Raw genomic sequence first — 23,447 nt, 5'->3', positions numbered from 1 at the left:
CACCCGAGCTGGTTAACGTTCGGTAAAGTCAGCGCAACCCAAGGCAGCAATCGGCTCGAACCGCCGCGCGTCATTGCGTCCTACCCGACGCCAGGACGGCGCCGGGCCGGATATGCCCTGCCAACCGCTGTAGCTCGCCCTTGCCGGAACCGGCGGAGGGCCTAGCCCAGGTTCAACTCCTTGAAGAAGTCGTTGCCCTTGTCGTCGATGATGATGAACGCCGGGAAGTCGACGACCTCGATGCGCCAGATCGCTTCCATGCCGAGCTCGGGATATTCGAGCACCTCGACCTTCTTGATGCAGTGCTCGGCGAGGTTCGCCGCGGCGCCGCCGATCGAGCCGAGATAGAAGCCGCCATACTTCTTGCAGGCCTCGCGCACGGCAGGCGCCCGGTTGCCCTTGGCCACCATCACCATCGAGCCGCCGGCGGCCTGGAACTGGTCGACGAAGGAATCCATGCGGCCCGCCGTGGTCGGTCCGAACGCGCCGGAAGCGTAGCCTTCGGGCGTCTTGGCGGGGCCGGCGTAGTAGACCGGATGGTTCTTGAAGTAGTCCGGCAGCGGCTCGCCCTTCTCCAGGCGCTCGCGCAGCTTCGCATGCGCGGAGTCGCGCGCGACGATCATGGTGCCCGTCATCGAGACCCGCGTCTTGATCGGATACTTCGAGAACGTCGCCAGGATATCCTTCATCGGCTGGTTGAGATCGATCTTGACGACCTCGCCGCCGAGCGACTGCTCGACCTGCGGCAGGTATTGCGCCGGGTTGTGCTCGAGCTCTTCGAGATAGACGCCGTCTTTGGTGATCTTGCCGAGCACCTGGCGATCGGCCGAGCACGACACGCCAAGTCCGATCGGAAGAGAAGCACCGTGACGCGGCATGCGGATCACGCGCACGTCGTGGCAGAAATACTTTCCGCCGAACTGCGCGCCCACGCCCAGGCTTTGCGTCATCTTGTGGATTTCCTTCTCCATCTCGACGTCGCGGAAGGCGTTGCCGTCGGGCGAGCCGTGGGTCGGCAGCGCATCGAGATAGCGGGCCGAAGCGAGCTTGACCGTCTTCATGCAGAGCTCGGCCGAGGTGCCGCCGATCACGATGGCGAGGTGATAGGGCGGGCACGCCGCCGTGCCCAGCGTCAGGATCTTCTCCTTGAGGAACGCGAGCAGCCGGTCCTTGGTCAGCACCGAGGGCGTGGCCTGGAACAGGAAGCTCTTGTTGGCGCTGCCGCCGCCCTTCGCCATGAACATGAACTTGTAGGCGTCGTCGCCCTCGGCGTAGATCTCGCACTGCGCCGGCATGTTGTTGGCGGTGTTCTTCTCCTCGTACATCGACAGCGGTGCAACCTGCGAGTAGCGCAAATTGCGGCGCAGGTAAGCATCGCGCGCGCCTTCAGACAGCGCGGCCTCGTCGTCGCCGTCGGTGATGATGTTGCAGCCCTTCTTGCCCATGATGATCGCGGTGCCGGTGTCCTGGCACATCGGCAGCACGCCGCCAGCGGCGATGTTGGCGTTCTTGAGGAAATCAAGCGCGACGAACTTGTCGTTGGGGCTCGCCTCGCCGTCCTCGAGGATCGCGCGGAGCTGCTTCAGGTGGCCCGGGCGCAGATAATGGTTGATGTCGCCGAACGCCGCCTCCGACAGCGCCCGCAGCGCCTCGCGCGACACCACCAGCATGTCCTTCCCCAGGACCTTCTCGACCCGGACGCCGTCGGACGAAATCTTCTTGTAAGGCGTCTCGTCCTTGCCCAGCGGGAACAGCGGGGTGTGCTTGTAAGGCGGAACGGGTTTTGACGGGTCGGGAAAGGCGGTGGGAGCGTTCATGGGGCGAATCTCGGGGTTTTGGAGCCCTCGCGGGCCTCTCAGCATAGAACCGTTCTAAGCGTATTTTTGGGGGAAAAGAAAGGGAGCGATGCGCATAGGAGCCCGCGTTCGGGCATTGGCAGAGCACGTGGAAATGCCGGCGGCCGCCCTTGCGCTACGCCCCCACCGACGCTTCAATGCGCCCCCATAAGGGGCTTTTTATCATGACATTGAACTTGAACGTCCGCGGCGCGATCCTGGTCGCCGCCGCCATCACCGGCCTTGTGACCCTCGCCTCGCCCGCCCGCGCCGATCGCTGCGATGACAGCGCCAAGGAGCTGGCGAACCAGGTCGACCGCCTCAAAGTGAATTTCCGGGCCGCCAACGTCGTGTACCTGACGCACCCGGCAGCCAAGGAATTGTCCGTGGGTTGCCGTGGCGACAAATATTCCATCGAGCTCTATGCCAAGGGCGATCGCAAGCCCTCGCCGGAGTTCTTTGCACTGGTCGGGTCGATGGCGGCGATCGTCTTCACCGTGACCAAGGACGACACCACGACGGGCGCCACACGCTGCCTGAAGCGGATGGGACTGTTGCGCGGCGACAAGATCAGCATGCGCTACCGCCGCCTCAACATGGAATGCACGCGCACCAAGACGGACGCATCCATCGCGATCACGCGCGGCAAGGACGAGTAGACGGGGCGCATCTCGCTCTTGCTGCTGACGCGGATGTTCTGCGACGCAGCGGCCACATATTCCGTCATTGCGAGCCACCGGGTCCGCGCGAAGCGCGGCCCGATGACAGGCTCCGCGAAGCAATCCAGAATCCCTCCGCGGAGACAGACTGGATTGCTTCGTCGCAAGGGCTCCTCGCAATGACGAGGAGAGGTCTCGTCATCTCTCCGACACGCTGCGATGAGGCACGAGAACAGCACCCACACCGCACCCGATCCCTCGCATTTTAACGATTGCCTTGAAGGAAATTTCGCTCCTTGCGGGGCAGGCTCAATTGTTTCCATGTGTGAGGATTTGCGGATGAAGGTTTCTACCGTTGCGCCGCCGCCGATCGCGATCGTGGTACCGAACTACGACACGACCAAGCAGCAGGACGATCAGACCAAGACCACCGATACCGACCCGACCTATAAGCCGCAGCCGCCCGCGCCGCTGCCGCCGGGACAGGGCACGCGGATCGATCAGCTCGCCTGATCAGGCCGCGGCAGGATGAAACGCCCGATCCGGTCGATCGGGCTTTTTGCGCGTCCGGCCGCATCTTTGCCGGATAGCGGGACCACGATCGTGCGGCAGTTGAGCCGGAACTCTGCGCATGATCGCAAGACTGCTGTTGCAGAACACGATCTTCGTCGTCGGAATGGGCGCGCTGCTGTTCGCGTCCGCCGGAACACTGCACTGGCCGTCGGCCTGGGTGCTCCTCGTCACATCCGCCCTGCTCGGACCGCTCTGCGGCTGGTGGCTCTACCGGATCGATCCGGCGCTGCTCGCCGAGCGTCTGCGGCCGGTCCTGCAACGGGATCAGCCCGCCGCGGACAAACTGTTCATGACCGTCTTCATCGTCGCCATGCTGGCCTGGCTGGCGCTGATAGGCATCGACCGGCGCCTTCAAGCCTCCGACATCCCGGCTGGGTTGCAGGCGCTCGGTCTCGTGCTGTTCCTGGCCTCGACACTGTTCACGATGTGGGTCTTCCGCGAGAACTCGTTCGCCGCGCCGGTGGTGAAGCTGCAAGCCGAGCGCGCGCAGCACGTGATCTCGACGGGACCCTACGCGCATGTCCGCCATCCCATGTATAGCGGGATGATCCTGTTCTTTACCGGCGTGCCTTTGCTGCTGGGCTCATGGTGGGGACTGGCGATGGTGCCGCTGTTCCTCGTCCTGTTCGCGGTCCGCATCGGCATCGAGGAGCGCACGCTGCGCGAGGGCCTGCCGGGCTATGCCGACTATGCGGCGCGGGTGCGCTACCGTCTGCTGCCGGGCGTCTGGTGAGCGCGCGCTTCACGCTCCCGAACAATGCGGCGACACGCCTCGCGGAAAACGCTTTAGCCATCCAACTCGCGATAGCGGCGGAAGATGCCCTGCTCGTTGAAGGGAATGCGACGCTCGCTCGCCAGATAGGCCTTGATGTTCGGCCGCGCGGCGATGCGCTCATGCAGGCCGACAAGGCTCGGGATGTCCGTCTCGAACGCCTTCATGCGCTTGGGGAAAGCATAACGCAGTCCGTCGACGATCTGGAATAGCGAGAGATCGACGTAAGTCAGTCTGCGACCGGTGACATAGGTGCCGCCACTGTCGGCGAGAATCTGCTCGAAATAGCCGAGATATTTCGGCACGCGTTCGCTCCAGAAGTCGGCCGTGCGCTTCTTCGCCGGCGGCTTCTGATCCTCATAATAGAGCGAGGGGCCGAGCGGATGATGGGTGTCGTGGATCTCGACGACGAGGTCGGTGATCGTGAGCTGAAGCTGATGCACCCAGAGCCTGCCGCCTTCGGTCTTCGGCGCGAGAGCGTGGCGGGCGCCAAGAAAGAGCAGGATGTTCGCGGTCTGGCCGATGACGAGCTTGCCGGCTTTCAGGAACGGGGGCGCAAAGGGCGGTGTGCCCTTGTGCCCGTCCATCATCTTCATCATCGCGCTGGTGCCGCGCGGACCGCGCGCGACGTCGACGTAGGCCGCTCCCGCCTCCTCGAGCGCCAGCCGCACATATTCGCCACGCCCCTGGATCTCGGGCCAGTAATAGAGCTCGTATTTCATGGGAGAGGTCCGTGAGCGTGGGAGCGAGGCGACCAATGTAACACGCGGCCGAAAGTTCCGTCAGAGCGAGACGGAACCGTGTCACAACGTCATTGCGAGCGAAGCGAAGCAATCCAGACTGCCGCCGCGGAAAGACTCTGGATTGCTTCGCTTCGCTCGCAATGACGCGTGGAGAGAGCTCAGTCTCAATTCGCCGCGAAACAATAGAGCAGGCCGTCGCCGCCGGTGCTCTTCAGATCCGCCTGCGAGCAGCCGCCGTCCGGACCGCGCGAGGGGTGAGAGCTGTTCCAGGATTTCGACGGCTCGTCGTCGCGCAGACCCCGGCGATCGAAATGGCCGACCATCGCGGCGCCCTGCGTGCTCGACGTCCAGTTCTTGCAGGTGCGATCGTCCGGACCGGCAAACGCGGTGCCGTCCGGTTGCGATCCCGTGAGGATGTCATGCCGGTTCGGCTGGTCGCCGGCACCATTGACCCCCTCGCCCTTTTCGCTGAGCGCGGTCTGCTTGGTGAGATTGTTGGACGCGCCGTGCAGGTCGGCGACGTCCTTGGCGATCACCGCGCCCTTGGCGTTCTGCCACGGTCCCTTGCCGATGCGGTCTCGGGCATTGACGGCCGGCTTGCCGTCGGCGGCCTGCGTCGAGAGATAGGCGCGCCAGGTCTTGGCACCGGCACCGCCGGCTTGCGCAAGCTTCTGGCATTGCGCATCGGCACCCTCCAGGCCGCCGAGATCGGCGCCCTTGCCAGGGCCGCTGGAGGTCACGAAGAACGTCATGTCGGCCGACTGCGCTTGCGCCGATGGTGCCGCAAGCAAGGCCATTCCAAATCCAGCCATGGCGAGCGCGAGGCCTGGAACCGTTACGGATCTCTCGATGCGGATCATCCTGTCCTCCCAGTTGTGTTTGTCGTTGGCCGCCTGATTTCAACCCGACGCGCGCCCGCTTATTCCGATGCCGCGATGCGAGACGCCCCCAAAAGAAAAGGGCGCCGTGCAACAAGCACGACGCCCCGGTTTCTCATGTCGCCTGCGATCAGTTGGTCTGCTGGATCGCCGACAGTTCCCAGCTGCCGCCCGGGCGGCGGGCGAAGGTCCAGATCTCAGTTGCCTCACCCGGCTGCTCGCTCCCGGCGACGACCGTGCCGGTGTTGCGATCCACCGTCTTGTCGGTGAGCGCGAAGCGCAGCGCCACCGTGGCGTACTCGGTCTCGCCTTCGCGCCAGGCTTCCGCGAGGTCGCCCTGCAACAGCTTCACATTCGTGACCTTGTTCACGACGTTGCGTGCACGGTTCTGGCCAAGGTCCTGCTCGAAATAGGAGACCATCTCCGGCGTCGCGAGCGTGTGCAGCTTGGCCACGTCCTCGTTCGACCACGCGGACTGAACCTCGCCGAGCAGACGCTCGAACGCCTCATAGTCGTCCGGCTTGATCTCGAGCGGCGCATTGTTGGCGCCGAAGCCAAAGCCGCCACCGAGGCCACTGCGATAGTTCGTCTGCGGTCCCGGACCGGCACCGGCGTCAGCGCTGGCATTGGCGTATGCCGCCTGCGGCGTGTGGCGGCGCTGCCACCACGACATCGCCAGCCGCACCACCAGCACCACGAGCGCGATCTGGATGATCAGGCCAATGATCGAGGACAGGCCACCGAGACCGCCGAACAGGCCGCCGCCGAACAGCATGCCGAGCAGGCCTGCGCCGAGGAAGCCGGCCGCCAAGCCGCCCATGAAGCCGCCGGCGCGGCCAAACAGGCCGCCGCGCGCAGGCGCGGCCGCGGCCGAATTCATGCCCGCGCCCGGCTGGGTGTAGGTGCGGTTGAACTGCGAGGTCGAGCCCGGCGCGGTCGTGGTCGAGGGCGGAGCCGAATAGGTCCGCGAGCCGCGTGAACCCGACGACATGCCGCCGCCGACGCGCGCGTCGGCTGACGAGATCGCGAGCGCGGTCGGCAGCGCAAGCGCCAGCACGACGGCGATCGTCTTGAAGAGACTGCGAGAGCGTTGCGAGAAATTCATGTGCGTTTCCCAAATCCCCGGCATGGGGACGTGCCCTAAGATGGGCAGACTTCCCGAAAAGTGAAGACGGTTTCGGGACTTCTGGCTGCGGCCCTCAGTCGCGGGGATGTGGCAAAAGCCCATATTTGCCCGGGGTTTGGCCGGACGCGCGGGGGAGCCGTGGTTGCTGGTTACCGGCGGGTTTACGACGGGAATTCCGCTTTTTCCTCGTCATTGGGGCACACTCTCTCACCACCGTCATTGCGAGTAGCCCTTGCGACGAAGCAATCCAGACTGCTTCTGCGGGAAACCTCTGGATTGCTTCGCTGCGCTCGCAATGACGGAGAATGGAGGAACAGCACACCGCCCCTAACCTCACCCCGCCTTCGTCATCGTCTCCTTCACCGCCGCCACGAGCTGGCTGAGCGTGAACGGCTTTGGCAGGAAGTCGAACTGCTGGCCTTCGGGGAGGCTCTTCTCGAAGGCGTCCTCGGCGTAGCCGGAGACGAAGATGAACTTGATGTCGGGATTCTTCTCGCGCATCGCCTTCAGAAGCGTCGGGCCGTCCATCTCCGGCATCACGACGTCGGAGACGACGAGATCGATCGCGCCGCCCTGCTCCTCCAGCATCTCCATCGCCTCGACGCCGTTCTCGGCCTCGACCACGGTGTAGCCGCGCGAGCGCAGGCCGCGCGCATTGAGCGCGCGCAGGCCCTCTTCGTCTTCGACCAGCAGGATGGTGCCCTGCCCGGTGAGATCGGTGCGCGGCTTGGCCTCCGCCGCAGGCGCGGCATCCTTCGCGGCGCCATTCGTTGGGCTGACCGGCACCGCAGGCTGCTCGACCTGCGCTTCGACCTCGGCATGGTGGCGCGGGAGGAAGATGTGGAACGAGGTGCCCTGCCCCGGCTCGGAATCGACGTAGATGAAGCCGCCGGTCTGCTTGACGATGCCGTAGACGGTGGACAGTCCGAGGCCGGTGCCCTTGCCGACCTCCTTGGTCGAGAAGAACGGCTCGAAGATCTTGTCGCGGATATCGGCAGGGATGCCGGTGCCGGTATCGGCGACCTCGATCCGCACATATTCGGCCGCCGGCATGCCCTTGTAAGCGAGCTTGCCCGCTTCGTCGCTGCTGACATTGGCGGTGCGGATGATCAGCTTGCCGCCGTCGGGCATGGCGTCGCGCGCATTCACCGCGAGATTGACGATCACCTGCTCGAACTGGGAGACGTCGACCTTCACCGGCCAGAGGTCGCGGCCGTGGATGAGGTCCAGCTTGACCTTCTCGCCGATCAGCCGGCGCAGCAGCATGGTGAGATCGGAGAGCGCATCGCCGAGATCGAGCACCTGCGGCCGCAGCGTCTGCCGCCGCGAGAACGCCAGCAGCTGCCGCACCAGCGTCGCGGCGCGCGTCGCGTTCTGCTTGATCTGCATGATGTCCTGGAACGACGGATCGGTCGGCTTGTGCGCGTTCAGCAGGAAGTCGTTCGCCATCATGATGGCGGAGAGCACGTTGTTGAAGTCGTGGGCGATGCCGCCGGCGAGCTGGCCGACCGTCTCCATCTTCTGCGACTGGTTGATCTGGTTCTCCAGCGCGCGCCGCTCGGTGGTCTCGAGCATGTGCACGATGGCCGCTTCCGCCTCGTTCTCGGCCGCATCGACCGGCGTGACGAAGAACTGGCCCCAGCGCTCCTTGGTGCCTTCCAGCGCGACCTCGACCGGCGCGACGTCGGCCTGGCCGTCGGCTGCCTGGTTGATGGCCGCGATCAGGAGGTGCCGGTCGCGCGAATTGACCGCGCGGAAGATCGACTTAGAGGCGCTGTCGAGCCCCAGGGCCTGTCCGAGCTTGGCGTAGCGCGCATTGGCGCGCACGACGTTGCCGCCGCGATCGACGGTCGCGATCGCCATCGGCGTGTGGTCGAAGAAGCGCATGAAGCGCACTTCGGCGGCGCGGTCGGGATCGCTGCGCTCGTCGCGGGCACGGCTGATGACGAGCGTGCGCGACGGTCCCGGAGCGCCGTCGGCTCCGAAGGCGAGCTTGTGATAGAGCCGCACCGGCATGGTCTTGCCGGTGCGCATGCGCAGGTCGATGTCGAAGACCTCGGTCTTCACCTCGCCCGGCACCGCCACGATCGCGGTGAGCAGCGAAGCGCCGTCGCCGGAGACGATGTCAGTGAGCTTCAACCCGCCCGAGCCGATCTCGGCGAGGTCGTAATCGAGCCAGTTCGCCAGCGTCGCGTTGACATAAGCGAGCTCCCCGACCGGGTTGACCGAGAAGAAGCCGCAAGGCGCGTGGTCGAGATATTCGATCGCGTGCTGGAGCTCCTGGAACACGTCCTCCTGGCGCTCGCGGTCGCGCGTGATGTCGGCGATCGACCACACGGCATATTTCGCCTCGCGCTTGCCGGTACCGAGCGGGCGCACCCGCATGCGCAGCCAGCGGCCATGGCTGCCGTCCTGGCCGGAGATGCGCACCTCCTCCTGCTGCCGCTTGCCTTCACGCGCGGCCTTGAGCAGGCGGAACACGGCTTCGGAGACGTCGGGATTGCCGATGAAGACGCGCTCGACGGGCCGCACGTCCTGCAGGCCGGAGGCGCCGGTCAGGGTCAGATAGGCGGCATTGGAATAGACCACGTGGCCACGCGGATCGGTGACCGCGAGCCCATCGAAAGCGTGATCGGAGATACGGGCGATGATGGGATCATCGAGATTGCGGTCGGCGAAGCGGATGATGCCGGCGGCAAAGGCGAACAGGTTGAACAGGCCGACCATCGCCAGCACGGCGAGGGTGCCCAGGATATAGGGCTGCGCCTGTGCGCGCCCGAGCGTCATCAGCCCGACGGCGACGGCGACGAGGCCGGCGGCCACCAGCAGAACCAGCGCGATACTGCCCGAGCGCGGCGACGGCTCGTGCGCCGTAACGGGCTCGCGTGTGAGGTCGTGGTCGGTCTCGACGGTCATCTCAAGCTGGCGCAGCCTGTCGGCAGAGAATCAACGCGCTACGGGGCGCGTGGGGTCCTCCCTGCCTGAATCGGACCCGCAGGCGCAAGGGCAGCAAGGGCGAAAGGTACGCTGATTCCCAGATTACGGCCATTTCCGGTACTTTTCGGGTATTTTATCCCCGCCCGGCGCCAAATCCGCGCTTCAGCCGCATGACGTAGCCGATGACTTCGGCAACCGCATGGTAGTGCTCGGTCGGGATTTCCTGGTCGATATCGACGGTGGCGTAGAGCGCCCGGGCCAACGGAACGTTCTCGACGATGGGGATATCGTGCTCGCGCGCGATCTCCCTGATCTTGAAAGCGAGATTGTCGACGCCCTTGGCGACGCAAATCGGCGCGGTCATGCCGCGCTCGTAGGACAGCGCCACCGAATAGTGGGTCGGGTTGGTGATGATCACCGAGGCCTTGGGAACCGCCGCCATCATGCGCTTCTTGGCGCGCTGCTGCCGGAGTTGCCTGATCTTGCCCTTGATGTGCGGGTCGCCTTCGGACTGCTTGAACTCTTCCTTGATCTCCTGGAGCGACATCTTCTGCCGCTGGAACCAGCTTCGGTACTGGAAGAAGTAATCCGCGATGGCGACGATCGCGAGTGCGGCGACCACTGCCCCGAGCAGGTGGACGGTCATGCTCGTCGAGGCGCCGAGCATGGCGGCCGGATCGAGCCTGACCATCGCCTCCATGCGGTGCCGCTCGGGCCACAGGATCATGGTCATGACCGCGCCGAGCACGACCAGCTTGCCGATGCCCTTCAGGAAGTTCGCCGCCGCCTGCTTGCCGAAGATGCGCTTGAAGCCCGCGGCGGGGGAGAGCTTGCTGAATTTGGGCGTGAGAGATTCGGTCGACCAGACCAGCCGGTGCTGGAGCATGTTGCCGGCAATGGCCGCCAGCACCAGCATCAGCAGGGGCACGCCGACCGCCGCGAGCACCGCGAATTCGATCTGCTGCATCAGCGCGAGCAGAGCCCTGCCGTCGGTCTTGATCATCCAGGAGTTGGCGAGCAGGTTGCGCATCGGCGTCAACAGGCCGCTGCCGACCGAGCCCGAGAAGGTCGAGACCACGAGCGTGGCGCCCGCGATCATGAACCAGGTGTTGATCTCCTGGCTCTTGGCGACGTCGCCGCGTTCGAGCGCCTCGTCGAGACGTTTTTGCGTCGGGTCTTCTGTTTGACTCTCGGGATCGTTGTCTTCCGCCATCGATCACCCAGTCACTTGAGTGGCATCATCTGGTGCATGACACCGATGAAATAGTCCAGAAAGGTGCCCATCATGGCCGTGATCACCACGGCGAGCACCAGGAAGCCCGCGAAGATCGACAGCGGCACGCCGACGAAATAGACCTGCATCTGCGGCATCAGCCGCGCCAGCACCCCGAGCCCGATGTTGAAGACGAGGCCGAACACCAGGAACGGTCCCGAGAGCTGCAGGCCGAGGCGGAATGCGGCGGCGAAGGCGCGCGTTGCCAGCGAAGCGACGTCGCCGCTCGACACGGTCTCGCCCGGCGAGAAGATCGTGTAGCTGTCGTTCAGGGCAGCGATCACCAGATGATGGCTGTCGGTGGCGAACAGCAGCGTCACCCCCAGCATGGTCAGGAAGTTGCCGACCAGCACGCCCTGCTGCCCCTGCGTCGGATCGACCGAGGTGACGAAGCCGAGTCCCATCTGCTGCGCGATCACGGCACCCGCGACCTGGAGCGCCGAGAGCGTCACACGGGCGGTCGCACCCAGCACGATGCCGATCGCGATCTCATGCAGCATCAGCACCAGGAGCGGCGCCAGCGAACCCATGTCGACGTGATAGGCATTGCGATGCAGCGGCAGGATGATCAGCGTGAGGAGGAGAGCGATCGACAGCTTGATCCGCGTCGGGATGTTGGTCTCGCCCAGGCCCGGCAGCAGCATCACCATCGCGCCGACCCGGGCGAAGGCAAGCATGAAGGAAGCGGCGAGCGCCGGCAGCAGCGAGACGTCGATGCGCATGGTCGAATGCCCCGGCTCCAACATTCGCACGCCGCTGCGGCAGGCACTTTTGCGAATGTTGGAGCCAAGGGGGCATTCGCAAAAATCAATAGTCGCGCAGCTATTGGATTTGACATTCGCCATCGCAGGTCGCGAGAACAACGTGGCGAATGTCAAATCCACCGCACGACGCATTGTGCCTCAGCCGCCGATGATTCGCGACGAGATCCGCAACATGTGGGCGTGGAGCGAGTCGGCCATGAACGGCAGCGCGAGCAGCATCGTGGCGAAGATGGCCAAGATCTTCGGCACGTAGATCAGCGTCTGCTCCTGGATCTGGGTCAGCGCCTGGAACAGCGACACGATGACGCCGACCACGAGGCCGACCACCATCAGGGGCGACGACACGATCACGATGGTCCAGATCGCATCGCGCGCGACGTCGAGGGTCTCGGGTCCGGTCATTTGATTTCTCACTTCCAGTAATTTTCGTCATTCCGGGGCTCGCGAAGCGAGAACCCGGAATCTCGAGATTCCGGGTTCGGTGCTGCGCACCGCCCCGGAATGACAGTCCCCGTCAGATCGGCATCTTCATGATATCTTCATAGGCGGAGATCACGCGGTCGCGGACCGAGACCAGCGTGGACACCGCGACGTCGGTGTCTGCGACCGCCGTCACGACGTCCATCACGTTGGCCTTGCCGGCGGCCATCGCCACCGTCTGTGCATCCGACTTGCGGCCGGACTCCATGACGCTGCCGACGGCATCCTTCAGCAGCGAAGCGAACGATTGCCCGTTCGGTTCGCTGCCCTTGCCGGCACCGCTGTTCTCCAGCACGCGGGCAAGGTTGGCATAAGCGTTGGCGGCAATTGTCGGAGATGCCATGGCTTAATCGTCCTGTTCAGCTCTTGAGGATGTCGAGCGTGCGCTGGATCATCCGGCGCGTTGCACTGATGATGTTGAGATTGGCCTCGTACGACCGCTGCGCGTCGCGCATGTCGGTCATCTCGACCACCGAATTCACGTTGGGATATTTGACGTTGCCGGTCGCATCCGCTGCCGGATTGTTCGGCTCGTATCTGACGCGGAAGTTCGACTGGTCGGGCTTGATCCTGCCGAGGGTGACGACCTGCGCGTCGAGGGTGCGATCGAGCGCGGAGGAGAAGGTCGGCACCTTGCGCCGGTAGGGATCGCCGCCGGCGGTCTGCGCCGTCGAATCCGCGTTCGCGATGTTCTCGGAGATCACCCGCATGCGCCCGGCCTGCGCGCGCAGGCCGGAGGTCGCGATCGCCATCGAGCGGGCAAAGTCGCTGCTGTCATTGGCCATGATGCGCCTCCTCTAGCTCCTTCGTTCCCGGATCATGCCCTAGCCCTTGCCGATCGCGGTCTTGAGCAGGCGCAGGCTCTTCGAATAGAGCGAGGTCGCCGCCGCGTAGTCCATCTGGTTGCTGGCGGCCTTCATCATCTCCTCTTCGAGATTGACGGCGTTGCCCGCGGGACGGGTTTCGAAGCCCACATTCCTGTTCTGGTCGAATCCGGAGGCTGCCCCCGACGGCGTCATGTGGGAGGCGCTGGTGCGAGCGAGGGCCAGAGGCCCCATCGAGCCGGTGACGGCGCCGGTCTTGTCGAGCTTCGGCTCGACCAGGTCGCGCGGCCGGAACTTGGGCGTATCGGAGTTGGAGACGTTCTCGGACAGGACCCGTTGCCGCTCCTGGTGCCACTGCATCTTGGTGCGAAGCGCCGTCAGTACCGGAAGGTCGTTGATGGACATCGTTGCGGCTCCTTCCGCCTCTCGAACCAGGTCCGAAGCTAGGCAGAATTTGCCGCGTGTATGGTTAACAGCTGGTTAAGGACCTCACCCGCACATGTTCCCCCACGGGACACAAATCCGCCTCTCCCGTGATTCTACGCCCCCAAAAGCGGCATTAACCCAACTGTTTGGCGAGGGATGCAGCCGCCAAGAAGTCGTTTTGGATCGAGCGATTCATAGGTTATTAAGAGCTGGGGACGGCAAAACTTGCCGTGAAACGTTAAGAAATCGCAGTTTGGGGCATCGTACGCCGGTGGTTGGCGCAGCTGACCATAGGCACGAGAAAAGCGCCATTTGTCGGGGACAAGTATGCAAGGCAGCCCTATCACCTTCATCGTCGCGTTCATCGTCGTTCTGGCGTTGATCGGCGTCGCTGCGTGGCTGGTTCGCCGATTCGCCGGCAACCGGATCGGCGCCAACACCCAGCGCGGCCGGATGCCCCGCCTCGCGGTGATCGATGCCGCCGCGGTTGATGGCCGGCGCCGCCTGGTGCTGGTCCGGCGCGACAATGTCGAGCACCTCCTGATGATCGGCGGCCCCACCGACATCGTGGTCGAGCCCAACATCGTCCGCGCCGCGTCGGGCCGCGACCAGCTTCCGCAGCGTCCGAACGCCGCCGAACCGCCGCGTCTTGCTCCCATGCCTGATACCAGCGGCTGGGCCGACGAAGCTCCACGGCCCGAACTGCTTGATCATCCCGAGCCTCAGATGCCCGAGCCGCCGCCGCGGCCCGCGCGCCCGTCCTTCGCCGACGAGGTGCGCCGGCCCGCCCCCGCTCTGGCCGAGCGCCGCAGCGAGCCGCCGCTGCCCGGATTTCCGCCCGAGCCGATCGCACCGCGCCCCGAGCGCGAGCCGCGTCCCGAGCCGCTGCCGCCGCGCATTGCCCGCAACGAACCTCCGCTGATGCCGCGTCCACCGCGCCAGAGCGAGCCGCCGAAGATGCCGCCGGTGCGCGCCGAGCGCGCGGCCGCGCCGCCGCCTCCGCCGCCCGTTCCGCAGGCGCCACCCGTTCCGCCGCCGGCCCCCGCGCCGGCTGCGCCCTCGAGCGCCGAGCAGAATCTCGCCGAAATGGCCCAGCGGCTCGAAGCTGCGCTGCGACGTCCGGCCGGTGAAACGGTCGCGCCTCCGGTTGCGCCGGAGCCACCGGCCGCTCCCCCGCGGGCGGCACGCAGCGAGCCGCCGGCGCCACCGGCCCCGCCTGCGAAGCCCGCCGCGGAAAAGACCAGCTTTGAGAATCTCGAAGACGAGATGGCCTCGCTGCTCGGCCGTCCGAAGCCGTCTTCGTGAGGCTGCCGACCCTCCCGCGTAGAGTTCTTTTCCTTACTGTCCTGATTGGCGCGGCCTGGCTCGCGATGCCGGCGCACGCGCAGGACATCAGCATCAATCTCGGCGGCGGCGGCCAGGGCGGCGGCGGGGTCACCGAGCGCGCGATCCAGCTCATCGCGCTGCTCACGGTGCTGTCGATCGCGCCGTCGATCCTGATCATGATGACGTCGTTCACGCGCATCGTGGTGGTATTGTCGCTGCTGCGCACCGCGATGGGCACGGCGACGGCGCCGCCGAACTCGGTGATCATTGCACTCGCGATGTTCCTCACCTTCTTCGTGATGGGACCGGTCCTGCAAAAATCCTACGATGAAGGCATCCGCCCGCTGGTCGCGAATCAGATCAGTGTCGAGGACGCGCTCCAGCGCGCCTCCGTTCCCTTGCGCGGCTTCATGCAGAAGAACGTGCGCGAGAAGGATCTCAAGCTGTTCCTGGATCTCTCCGGCGAGCCGCCGCCCGCCACCCCCGACGAGCTGGCGCTGCGCATCCTCGTTCCCGCCTTCATGATCTCCGAGCTGAAGCGTGCCTTCGAGATCGGCTTCCTCCTGTTCCTGCCCTTCCTGATCATCGACCTCGTCGTCGCCTCCGTGCTGATGTCGATGGGCATGATGATGCTGCCACCGGCAACGATCTCGCTGCCGTTCAAGCTGATCTTCTTCGTGCTGGTCGACGGCTGGTCGCTGGTGGCGGGAAGCCTTGTGCAGAGTTACGGGGGGTGAAGCCGAGTCAGGGCGATTCCGCATCCTCTCCGCCGTCACGATAACCTCCGGCCTCTCCCCGTCATTGCGAGGAGCCCTTGCGACGAAGCAATCCAGACTGTCTCCGCGGAAGGATTCTGGATCGCTTCGCTCGCAATGACGAGGATGTGGCGGCGACCTCACCACATACCGGTACAGCACACGTTGCGTGACACGCCGAAGCTCTCTCCCCGTCGTTGCGAGGAGCCCTTGCGACGAAGCAATCCAGACTGCCTCCGCGGAAAGATTCTGGATTGCTTCGCTGCGCTCGCAATGACGAGGATGTGGCGACGACCTCACCACACACACGTTGCGTGACGCGCCGGAGCTCTCTCCCCGTCATTGCGAGGAGCCCTTGCGACGAAGCAATCCAGACTGCCTCCGCGGAAAGATTCTGGATTGCTTCGCTGCGCTCGCAATGACGAGGATGTGGCGACGACCTCCCCCACACACGCTGCGTGACACGCCGGAGCTCTCCCCCCGTCATTGCGAGGAGCTCTGGCGACGAAACAATCCAGATTGCCCCCGCGGAAGGAGACTGGATTGCTTCGCTACGCTCGCAATGACGAGGATGTGGCGAGAGACTGCCGCCACAGGACTGTTCGCCGCTAGATCAACGTGTCATACAGATCCTTCCAGTCCGGATTGACGCTCTCGATCAGCGCCAGCTTATCCGCCCGGCTGCCGCCCTTGATCTGCTTCTCGCGCGTGATCGCGTCGATCATGGTGGCGTGCAGCTCGTACCAGACCAGCAGCTTGCAGCCGTATTTCGACGAAAACCCCTTCACCAGGCCCTCACGATGCTCAAACGCTCGGCGCGGCGGGTTGGACGTGACGCCGGTGTAGATCGTCCCATTGCGACGATTGGCGAACATGTAGACGCAAGGCTGCTTCATGATCGTACCCGGCTGAGGAGAGCCTCGACAATAGCACAACCCGGCAACGATTGCGAGCAGCGACGACAATCCTTGCGATAAAATGCGAGATGCGCCCTACGTTGTCATTGCGAGGAGCTCTTGCGACGAAGCAATCCAGACTGCCTCCGCGGAAGGATTCTGGATTGCTTCGCTGCGCTCGCAATGACGAGGATGTGGCGACGACCTTCCTCCACACACGTTGCGTGACGCGCCGGAGCTCTCTCCCCGTCATTGCGAGGAGCCCTTGCGACGAAGCAATCCAGACTGTCTCCGCGGAAGGATTCTGGATTGCTTCGCTTCGCTCGCAATGACGAGAATGTGGAGCCGCCATGAGCCGCACTTCGCGCGGCGGCAAAGTTCCTAGCGCGTCATCTTGATCTGCCGCACGACCGGGATCGTGGGCAGCGAGCCGGTGTGATCGGTCTCGTCCTTGGCCTGCGGCGCGGCGGGTGCGCGGGCGGTGGCGTCGGGGAAACGCTGCTTCATCTCGCGCAGGAAGCCGTCGAGCGTGTCGACGCTGGCGGCCAGCTTGGCGATCTCGGCGAATTCGGCGCTGGAAGCGGCGGCCGGCTTGCTGGCGATGTCGAAGGCGACGCGGTCGGCGCTTTCGCTCATCAAAGGCGCGTATTTCTCGCGGAAGCGCGACAGGCCGATCGAATCGTCGGCGAGCGCATAGCCGACGGCGGCGCGGATGATGTCGCTCTTCTCCACGGCATTGAGCGGCTTGAAGTCGCGGAAGCGCTCGCCGTAATAGAGCTCGATCTGCTCGGCGGACTCGCGCCAGCGCCGCGCCGCCCAGAAGATGTCGGAGCGGAGGCGAAGCACCTCACGACCCGAGACATTGGAGACGATGTCGAGCGCGAGATCGTGTCGGCCGACGTCGCTCTGCGCCCGTGCCTCCAGCAGCAGCCGCTGCTGCCTGAGCTCGCCGGAGAGATCGCTGATGCGGCTCGCGCGCAGCGCCGTGATCGCCATGTCGGGCTTGCGGTTGGCGAGATAGATCATGGCGAGGCGCGCAGCGACCTGCGCGCGGGCGGCGCCTTCGAGACGGTGATCGACCTGGTATTGCAGCAGCTCGGCGGCCTGGTCGAGCAGGTCGATCGACGCGAGGCGATCGGCCAGGCGGCGGATCAGCTCGTCGCCGCGGCGGCCGATCGGCGTCAACTCGCGGAACTCGTAGAACATGCCGAGCGATTCGACCGGCGGCAGCTCGTCGCCCTTGGGCCCCAGGAAGATCTGCGTGAACAGATCGGCGGCGAGATCCTGTGCCTGGCGCGAGGCCTCGGCGTTCGGCTGAAGCTTCGTCGCGGTGCGCGCCGCCGTGAGCGCGTCCCGGTAGCGCCCGTTCACGGCATACATCTGCGCCAGCATCTGGAGCGTCTTGACCTCGATCGCGTCGCCGCGCCAAGTCATCGACAGCGTCTCGAGCTCGCGCAGCGCCTCTTCCTTGCCGATCTCGTCGCGCTTCTGCCGCAACGCGATCTCGAGCTGCTTGGCCTCGGCTGCGGCCTGGCGATCGTTCGAGGCGGCCGCGAACCTGTAGTCGTCCAGCGCGTCCTTGTCATGGCCAAGCGCCTCGGCGAGCCGGCCGCGCAGCACGGCAAAGCCGGGCCCCGCCTCCGGCGGCACGCCGACCACCTCGATCTCGCCGCGGCGCTTGGAGGCGCCGGCATAGTCCTTCACCTCGAGCGAAGCGCGCATCGCGTCCATCGTCACGATGCGCTGGATGTCGAGCGGCAGCGAAGCGATGGCGAATTCGACGTTCTTGAACTTCTCGCGCGCATCCGCCCATTTGCCCTGACGCGCATAGGCGAGCGCCTTCCAGAGCTGGGAATCGTGGCTGTTGCCGATCACGGGATTGGCAAGATCCTTCAGGCCCTGCGCCGGGCGGCCGATCAGGATGCTGGCGATCGCATGCATGATCAGCGCGCCGCTCTCCTCCTTGTTGAGGGGATCGGCCAGCATCAATTCGGTCACCGCCTTGGCCTCGTGATACATGGCACGTGACATGTAGAGCTGTGCGAGGTCGAGCCGCGGCAGCGAACGCTGCGCCGGTTCGACGGCGGCAATCGCGGCGATCAACTCGCTCTGGCGCGCCATGAAGTTTTCCGACTGGCCCTTGCGCCAGCCTTCGGGGCTGAAGACCGGACGCACCGCGGTCGGGGCGCGCTCGGCCGAGATGTCGACCGGGGATAGTGTCAGCCCGCCCTTCTTGCCGAGGATGACCTTATCGGAGCCGACCTCGACGCCGATCTCGTCGGAGTTCGGCCGGATCGCGATGCCGTGCGCCGATTCCAGCAGCGACAGATCGACGAGATCCTGCCGCTTGATGAAGCCCCGCACCGGCCGCTGCGCGGTCACGACGTAGAGCGTGTCGCCGGCATCGGGATCGGTGAGCTTGTGCAACACGCCCGGATTGGCGAACGGGATCGCGATGTTGGCGAGCGCGGGATCGGTGATGTTGCGCGACATCATCAGCGGCAGCGGCGTCGCCTGGATCTTGTCGGCAAGCGTCAGTAGCCAGTTGGTCTCCTTGCCGACCTCCTCGGTCGTCAGCGAGTAGACCAGCGGCCGGGTGAGACGGATGCGCACCGCCTGTCCCTTGTCAAGCGGCATGCGGCCGACCTCGCCGATCATCGCGCCGCCCCGGGCGCGGATCGGCTCGACGTCGATCGGCTTCGGCGTGTCGAACACCAGCCAGACCGTGTCGCCGCGGCGGAACGCCGCCGCCGGGGTCGCAACCTGAAACGGGAACGTCACGCGCAGGCCGTCACTGTCGCGGCGCGCATCGACGCTGGCAATCGCGGGCTGCGGTGCGGCCGGCACCTCGGCGGGCGCAGCCTTCGCGGCTTCCTTGACGGGCTCCTTCGCAGTCTCCTTCGGCACTTCGGCGGGCGGCATCGCGGCAGGCGCTTCCGGCTTGACCTCCGGCTTCACCTCGGGCTTCACATCGATCCTGGCCTCGCGCGCGATCGTCTCCGAGGTCGGGGGCGTGATGTCGCGATGGACTTCCCGCTTCTCGGCCGCCGGCTTTTCCGCGGCCGGTGCAGGCCCGTGGCCGGCCGGCTTGACCTGCGCGATTACCGCCTCGGGCGTTGCCGCCGTCTTGCCCTTGTCCGGCTGGAAGGCGACGTCGACGACGTAATTCTTGTCGTCGCGGAAGGAATGCACGTCGGAATCGCCGATCAGCGCGATCTCGACATTGGTCTGGTCGATGTCGGACTTCTGCTTGATCGAGGCGACGTTCGGCGGCGCGGCGACGACCGCATCCGCCAGGTCGAAATTGAGATTGGCGTTGAAGGCGAGCGTGAGCTTCTGTTCGTTGAGCACGGAGGAGACGCCGACGCCGTCGGGCATCTCGAACACGAAACGCACGAAGGTCGGCTGCACCGAGGCACGGACGCGGATCTGCGGACGCTTCTTGCTCTCGGCTGCGGCACGCTGGGCGCGCAAGGCACGCTCGGCCGCACGCGCGCGTTCGGCGAGCTCCTTGACCACGTCCATCGGCAGGCTGGGCGGCGGTCCCTTCCAGCCCTCCGGCAACAGGTCGATGAAGGTGCGCTCGCCGGCATTCATGGTGTTGACGGTGACGCGCCGCGCCAGCGACAGGCGGATGGCGCTGCCGTCGGGATCGCGCCGGGCGGAGTTGACGTAGTCGGGCGCGCCTTCCGGAACGCGATCGACGGGAACGTCGACGGGCCGGTCGAAGCGGATGATGAGGATGGAGCCGGCCGTCGTCACCTCGGAGGGAACATCCTCGCCGAGCCTGATCACGAGACGGGCAAAACCGCCGCCGGCCGAGAAGGTCGCCTCGCCCCGGATCGCGTCCGCGGCCTTGGCGGTCCCGCCGAGGCCGACCAGCAGGAAGGCTGCCAGCACGACGCCCTCGCGGACATGGCGCGCCAGCGCCAGCGCCTGAGCGCGGGCTCGCGACACAAATCCAGCGGCAGCCTCTCGCGCCATTGGCGGCATTTCTTCCGGTTCGACGGAGCACGCCGGCACTAAGGCCGGCCCCTGCCCTCGAATGTAGGTTTTGCCAATTAAGGACTTCTTAAGTATGAGCCCTCAATTCGGCTTTTGCGTCGGCTTGCCGTCGATCTTGGGCAGATCGCCGGCGGAAGCGGATTGGTCGCCGCCGCCATTGGCCCGGCGGGCCATCTCGACCGTCAGCCGCTCGGCGGCCTCCGCCGACATCAGTCCCATGATGTCGGACATCTTCCGCGGCGCGATCTGCGTCGCGATCTCGATCAGCACGCCCATCTCGAGCCGGTCGAACACCCGCGCGGCGTCCTTGGGCTTCATGCTCTCATACATGGTCACGAGCCCCTTCATGCGCTGGGCTTCGGCGGCCTTCTGCTCGGCCTGGGTCGTGGAGATGCGGGATTCCACCGCCTTCATCTCCTCGACCTTGTTCTCGATGCGCTTCTCGGCCGACTTGAGCAGGCTCTCGCGGATATCGATCTCGCGCTGCCGCGCCTCGATCTCCTGGCGCCGCGCCTGCAAGCGTTCCAGGATCGCGCGTTCCGAAGCCGAGACCTGCGGCTGGGCTTCCTCCACCTTGACCACGGTGCCCTCGGGCTTGGTCTCGGGAGCGGCCGGCTTGGGCGCTTCCTTCGGCGCGCCATGGGTCGATCCGGTGATATCGGGGTCCTCGCGGCCGGTCGGGAAGTTCAGATTCTCCTGCGCCCAGGATTTCCGGATCTGGTTCGGCTGGTAGTCGAAGACATAGCCGCCATTGATCGCGAGGCCCACGACCTTCAGCGTGGCAAGACCTGCGACGGCAACCAGGACGACCGGAATGACGCGGATGTTACGAAAGGACTTCATACTCTGACTTCATGCGGCAAGACCGTTGGAGCGTCGGCGCTCGGAGAAGGCTTCGGCCGCAGCCGCGACCGCCTTCGCCGTCGAGGGCTTGGCCGCGGGTGCGGCGACCGCCTCCGGATTGGTGACGGGGCGCGCGGCGATCGCGATCTTGGACAGGCGCCGCACCACGTTGTCGGCCTCGCCGAGCTGCTTGTAGAGCTGGTCCGACATCTGGGTCGCCGCGGCGAGCTGGCTGCCGAGGTTCTCGTTGACGTCGCGCACGGCGAGCTTCAGCCCGCCGATCGCCCGCTCGGCGATCTCGGTCGCCGTGATCAGCTCGGCGATCACCGCCTTCAGCGAATGCTCGTCCGCCTTGAGCCGGGTCAGGCGCTTGTTGAGCAGGATACAGTAGCCGATCGTGAGCATCAGCAGGATAGCCACCAGCGTCTCGATCGCCATTCCCAGGGAGTGGTTCATGGGGCCTCCATCATCTTGTTCTGCTCGTCCACCTTCTCGAACATCGCAAGTGTCGTACTTGGCTTGCGCAGGGGTTTCGTCACGCGGATCGCGACGCGGTCGCCGACCCGGCCCATCCGACCTTCGGTCAGCGTGACGTCGCCGCAGCGCACGGTCACGTTGGCGTCCGCGCGCATATCCAGCGGCAGCGTGTCGCCAACCTTGAGTCGCATCAGCTGCTTGAGCGGGATGTCGGCCTCGTAGAGCACGGCATCGACGGCGATCTCGGCCTGGTTGATCTCGGTGGCGAAATGTCCCTCCCAGATCGGGTCGCGGCCGAACTTCTCGCCCATGAACATCTGGAGCAGCACGCCCCGGATCGGCTCGATGGTCGCATAAGGCAGCAAGAGCTCGATGTTGCCACCGCGGTCTTCCATGTCGATGCGCAGGCGCACCAGGATTGCGGCATTGGCTGGACGGCTGATCGCGGCGAAACGCGGGTTGGTCTCGAGCCGATCGATCGTGAAGGTCACCGGCGACAGCGGCCGGAATGCCTGCTCGGCGTCGGCCAGCACCACTTCGACCAGCCGCTTGACCAGCTCGGTCTCGATCGTGGTGTAGGGCCGGCCCTCGATGCGGAGCTGGCTGGTGCCGCGGCGGCCGCCGAGCAGCACGTCGATCATCGAGTAGATCAGGCTGGAATCGACCGTCGCCATGCCGAAGTTTTCCCACTCCTCGGCCTTGAACACGGAGAGCACGGCCGGCAGCGGGATCGAGTTCATGTAATCGCCGAAACGCACCGAGGTGATGCGGTCGAGCGAGACTTCGACGTTGTCGGAGGTGAAATTGCGCAGGGATGTCGTCAAGAGCCGCACCAGGCGGTCGAAGACGATTTCGAGCATCGGCAGACGCTCGTAGGAGACCATCGCCGAATCGATGATCGCGCGGATGCCGGAATGGTCGTCGAGCGTGACGTCGCCGACGGTGAAGCCGAGGAGGTTGTCGATCTCCTCCTGCGACAGCACCCGCTCGCCGGAGTTCTTGCCGCTGCCGAGATCGCGGCTGCCGTCCTCGACCATGGCCGCCCATTGCAGGGCCATGGTCTCGGAGAGTTCGTTTTCGGCGGCAGCCTTTGCGGCCTCGGCGGGATCCTCGGAATCGAGCGAGGCCTCCCACTGGGCGGCAATTGCATCCTGGTCGACCTGGTCGTTCCCCGCCATGATCCTAGCCCGTCATGCTCACTGGATCACGACTTCCTTGAACAGCACCGCGCTGACCTGGATCGGCGCGACCGCCGCGTTGACGCGCTTGGTCAGCTCTTCCTTGAGGCGGAAGATGCCGGCAGAGCCGTTGAGGTCGGAGGGGCGCAGTTCGCGCACATAGGTCTGGAAGATGTCGGTGACGCGCGGCATCGTCGGCTTGATCGCCTCGATCTGCTTCTCTTCCTTCAGCTCGAGCACGATCTTCAGCCGCAGATATTGCACGCGCTCGCCGGGCGCGCCGGCAAGGTTGACCATCATGTCGGGCACGTCGACGAAGGCCGGCGGCTTCGGCGGTGGCGCCGCCTCGGCATGATGCTCGTCGTCGCCATGACGGAAGAAGAAGAACCAGGTCGCAGCCCCGCCGCCGAGGATCGCGAGCAGGCCGACGGCCATGATGATGAGCTTGAGCTTGTTCCTCGGCGGAGCGGCTTCCGCGCCATCGGCGGCTGCGCCGCCTTCCGCTTCATTCTCTGCCATGATCGCCGCGCCCGGATCTCTCAAAGGGGTCGAAAGAGCGAAGCCTCAGACAGTGACGCGATACAAATGCCCCGGCGCAGTGCGCTCCTCTTCATGGCAAACGCTACGGTAATAATGGTTAACGGAATCTTTCGATTGGGCCTCAGCTAGGAAAAATC

The 23,447-nt window shown here is 65.4% G+C and carries 22 protein-coding genes; 5 read left to right on the top strand and 17 right to left on the bottom strand.

Annotated features, from left to right (window positions below):
* Positions 1 to 161 precede the first annotated feature (161 nt).
* Positions 162 to 1,817 carry a fumarate hydratase gene (locus GPL20_RS27840; RefSeq protein WP_157333665.1) on the bottom strand — a complete coding sequence of 552 codons (1,656 nt, stop codon included), beginning with the start codon at positions 1,815 to 1,817 and terminating at the stop codon, positions 162 to 164.
* Between the two features lie 203 nt (positions 1,818 to 2,020).
* On the opposite strand from GPL20_RS27840, the gene GPL20_RS27835 reads away from it, so the two are divergent.
* From GPL20_RS27835 to GPL20_RS27825, 3 genes are all read left to right on the top strand, one after another.
* Positions 2,021 to 2,494, top strand: coding sequence for a hypothetical protein (locus tag GPL20_RS27835; RefSeq protein WP_157333663.1), 474 nt, complete (start codon positions 2,021 to 2,023; stop codon positions 2,492 to 2,494).
* A gap of 339 nt (positions 2,495 to 2,833) precedes the next feature.
* Entirely contained in the window at positions 2,834 to 3,007 is a 174-nt protein-coding gene (locus tag GPL20_RS39010) for a hypothetical protein (protein ID WP_167533246.1), read from the top strand.
* Positions 3,008 to 3,125: 118 nt separating this feature from the next.
* Positions 3,126 to 3,800: a methyltransferase family protein gene (locus GPL20_RS27825; RefSeq protein WP_157333659.1), complete on the top strand. Its 675-nt coding sequence runs from the start codon at positions 3,126 to 3,128 to the stop codon at positions 3,798 to 3,800.
* Positions 3,801 to 3,853: 53 nt separating this feature from the next.
* On the opposite strand, the gene GPL20_RS27820 is transcribed toward GPL20_RS27825, so the two are convergent.
* From GPL20_RS27820 to flgB, 10 genes are all read right to left on the bottom strand, one after another.
* A complete protein-coding gene (locus tag GPL20_RS27820; RefSeq protein ID WP_157333657.1) occupies positions 3,854 to 4,561 on the bottom strand; it encodes a glutathione S-transferase in 708 nt (235 codons plus the stop codon).
* A 185-nt stretch (positions 4,562 to 4,746) separates the two neighbouring features.
* Positions 4,747 to 5,442 (bottom strand): lectin, encoded by a 696-nt coding sequence (locus GPL20_RS27815; RefSeq protein ID WP_157333656.1) that lies wholly within the window; start codon positions 5,440 to 5,442, stop codon positions 4,747 to 4,749.
* Positions 5,443 to 5,590: 148 nt separating this feature from the next.
* Entirely contained in the window at positions 5,591 to 6,589 is a 999-nt protein-coding gene (locus tag GPL20_RS27810) for a Tim44 domain-containing protein (protein ID WP_157333654.1), read from the bottom strand.
* Positions 6,590 to 6,919: 330 nt separating this feature from the next.
* Positions 6,920 to 9,502, bottom strand: a complete 2,583-nt coding sequence (cckA, locus tag GPL20_RS27805; RefSeq protein WP_157333652.1) for a cell cycle histidine kinase CckA — start codon at positions 9,500 to 9,502, stop codon at positions 6,920 to 6,922.
* 154 nt (positions 9,503 to 9,656) lie between these two features.
* Positions 9,657 to 10,736 carry a flagellar biosynthesis protein FlhB gene (gene flhB, locus GPL20_RS27800; protein WP_157333650.1) on the bottom strand — a complete coding sequence of 360 codons (1,080 nt, stop codon included), beginning with the start codon at positions 10,734 to 10,736 and terminating at the stop codon, positions 9,657 to 9,659.
* A gap of 11 nt (positions 10,737 to 10,747) precedes the next feature.
* Complete coding sequence (gene fliR, locus GPL20_RS27795; protein WP_157333648.1) at positions 10,748 to 11,518, bottom strand: flagellar biosynthetic protein FliR; 771 nt, start codon at positions 11,516 to 11,518, stop codon at positions 10,748 to 10,750.
* 180 nt (positions 11,519 to 11,698) lie between these two features.
* Complete coding sequence (fliQ, locus tag GPL20_RS27790) at positions 11,699 to 11,962, bottom strand: flagellar biosynthesis protein FliQ (RefSeq protein WP_011088555.1); 264 nt, start codon at positions 11,960 to 11,962, stop codon at positions 11,699 to 11,701.
* Between the two features lie 112 nt (positions 11,963 to 12,074).
* Positions 12,075 to 12,383, bottom strand: coding sequence for a flagellar hook-basal body complex protein FliE (gene fliE, locus GPL20_RS27785; protein WP_157333647.1), 309 nt, complete (start codon positions 12,381 to 12,383; stop codon positions 12,075 to 12,077).
* Positions 12,384 to 12,399: 16 nt separating this feature from the next.
* Positions 12,400 to 12,825, bottom strand: a complete 426-nt coding sequence (flgC, locus tag GPL20_RS27780; protein WP_157333644.1) for a flagellar basal body rod protein FlgC — start codon at positions 12,823 to 12,825, stop codon at positions 12,400 to 12,402.
* A 39-nt stretch (positions 12,826 to 12,864) separates the two neighbouring features.
* Entirely contained in the window at positions 12,865 to 13,269 is a 405-nt protein-coding gene (gene flgB, locus GPL20_RS27775; protein ID WP_157333642.1) for a flagellar basal body rod protein FlgB, read from the bottom strand.
* A 348-nt stretch (positions 13,270 to 13,617) separates the two neighbouring features.
* Here flgB and GPL20_RS27770 point away from each other — a divergent pair, with 348 nt between their 5' ends.
* Both GPL20_RS27770 and fliP read left to right on the top strand, forming a co-directional pair.
* Entirely contained in the window at positions 13,618 to 14,595 is a 978-nt protein-coding gene (locus tag GPL20_RS27770) for a flagellar biosynthetic protein FliO (protein WP_157333640.1), read from the top strand.
* Positions 14,592 to 15,353 carry a flagellar type III secretion system pore protein FliP gene (gene fliP / locus GPL20_RS27765; protein WP_254126547.1) on the top strand — a complete coding sequence of 254 codons (762 nt, stop codon included), beginning with the start codon at positions 14,592 to 14,594 and terminating at the stop codon, positions 15,351 to 15,353. The genes GPL20_RS27770 and fliP overlap by 4 nt, the downstream gene beginning before the upstream one ends.
* A gap of 626 nt (positions 15,354 to 15,979) precedes the next feature.
* On the opposite strand, the gene GPL20_RS27755 is transcribed toward fliP, so the two are convergent.
* The 6 genes from GPL20_RS27755 to fliL form a co-directional block, all read right to left on the bottom strand.
* Complete coding sequence (locus GPL20_RS27755; RefSeq protein WP_157333636.1) at positions 15,980 to 16,267, bottom strand: GIY-YIG nuclease family protein; 288 nt, start codon at positions 16,265 to 16,267, stop codon at positions 15,980 to 15,982.
* Positions 16,268 to 16,648: 381 nt separating this feature from the next.
* Complete coding sequence (locus GPL20_RS27745) at positions 16,649 to 20,251, bottom strand: tetratricopeptide repeat protein (protein WP_167533245.1); 3,603 nt, start codon at positions 20,249 to 20,251, stop codon at positions 16,649 to 16,651.
* Positions 20,252 to 20,353: 102 nt separating this feature from the next.
* Entirely contained in the window at positions 20,354 to 21,115 is a 762-nt protein-coding gene (locus GPL20_RS27740) for a MotE family protein (protein WP_157333630.1), read from the bottom strand.
* Positions 21,116 to 21,124: 9 nt separating this feature from the next.
* Positions 21,125 to 21,571 carry a DUF6468 domain-containing protein gene (locus tag GPL20_RS27735; protein WP_157333628.1) on the bottom strand — a complete coding sequence of 149 codons (447 nt, stop codon included), beginning with the start codon at positions 21,569 to 21,571 and terminating at the stop codon, positions 21,125 to 21,127.
* Entirely contained in the window at positions 21,568 to 22,770 is a 1,203-nt protein-coding gene (gene fliM, locus GPL20_RS27730; protein ID WP_157333626.1) for a flagellar motor switch protein FliM, read from the bottom strand. The genes GPL20_RS27735 and fliM overlap by 4 nt, the downstream gene beginning before the upstream one ends.
* Before the next feature lie 18 nt (positions 22,771 to 22,788).
* Positions 22,789 to 23,289 carry a flagellar basal body-associated protein FliL gene (gene fliL / locus GPL20_RS27725; protein WP_157333624.1) on the bottom strand — a complete coding sequence of 167 codons (501 nt, stop codon included), beginning with the start codon at positions 23,287 to 23,289 and terminating at the stop codon, positions 22,789 to 22,791.
* Between the last annotated feature and the right edge of the window lie 158 nt (positions 23,290 to 23,447).

This window comes from Bradyrhizobium cajani (assembly GCF_009759665.1).
GTDB classification, from domain to species: Bacteria; Pseudomonadota; Alphaproteobacteria; order Rhizobiales; family Xanthobacteraceae; genus Bradyrhizobium; species Bradyrhizobium cajani.
Note: the sequence above shows the minus strand (reverse complement) of the source record. Positions and strands in the feature narration are given on the sequence as shown.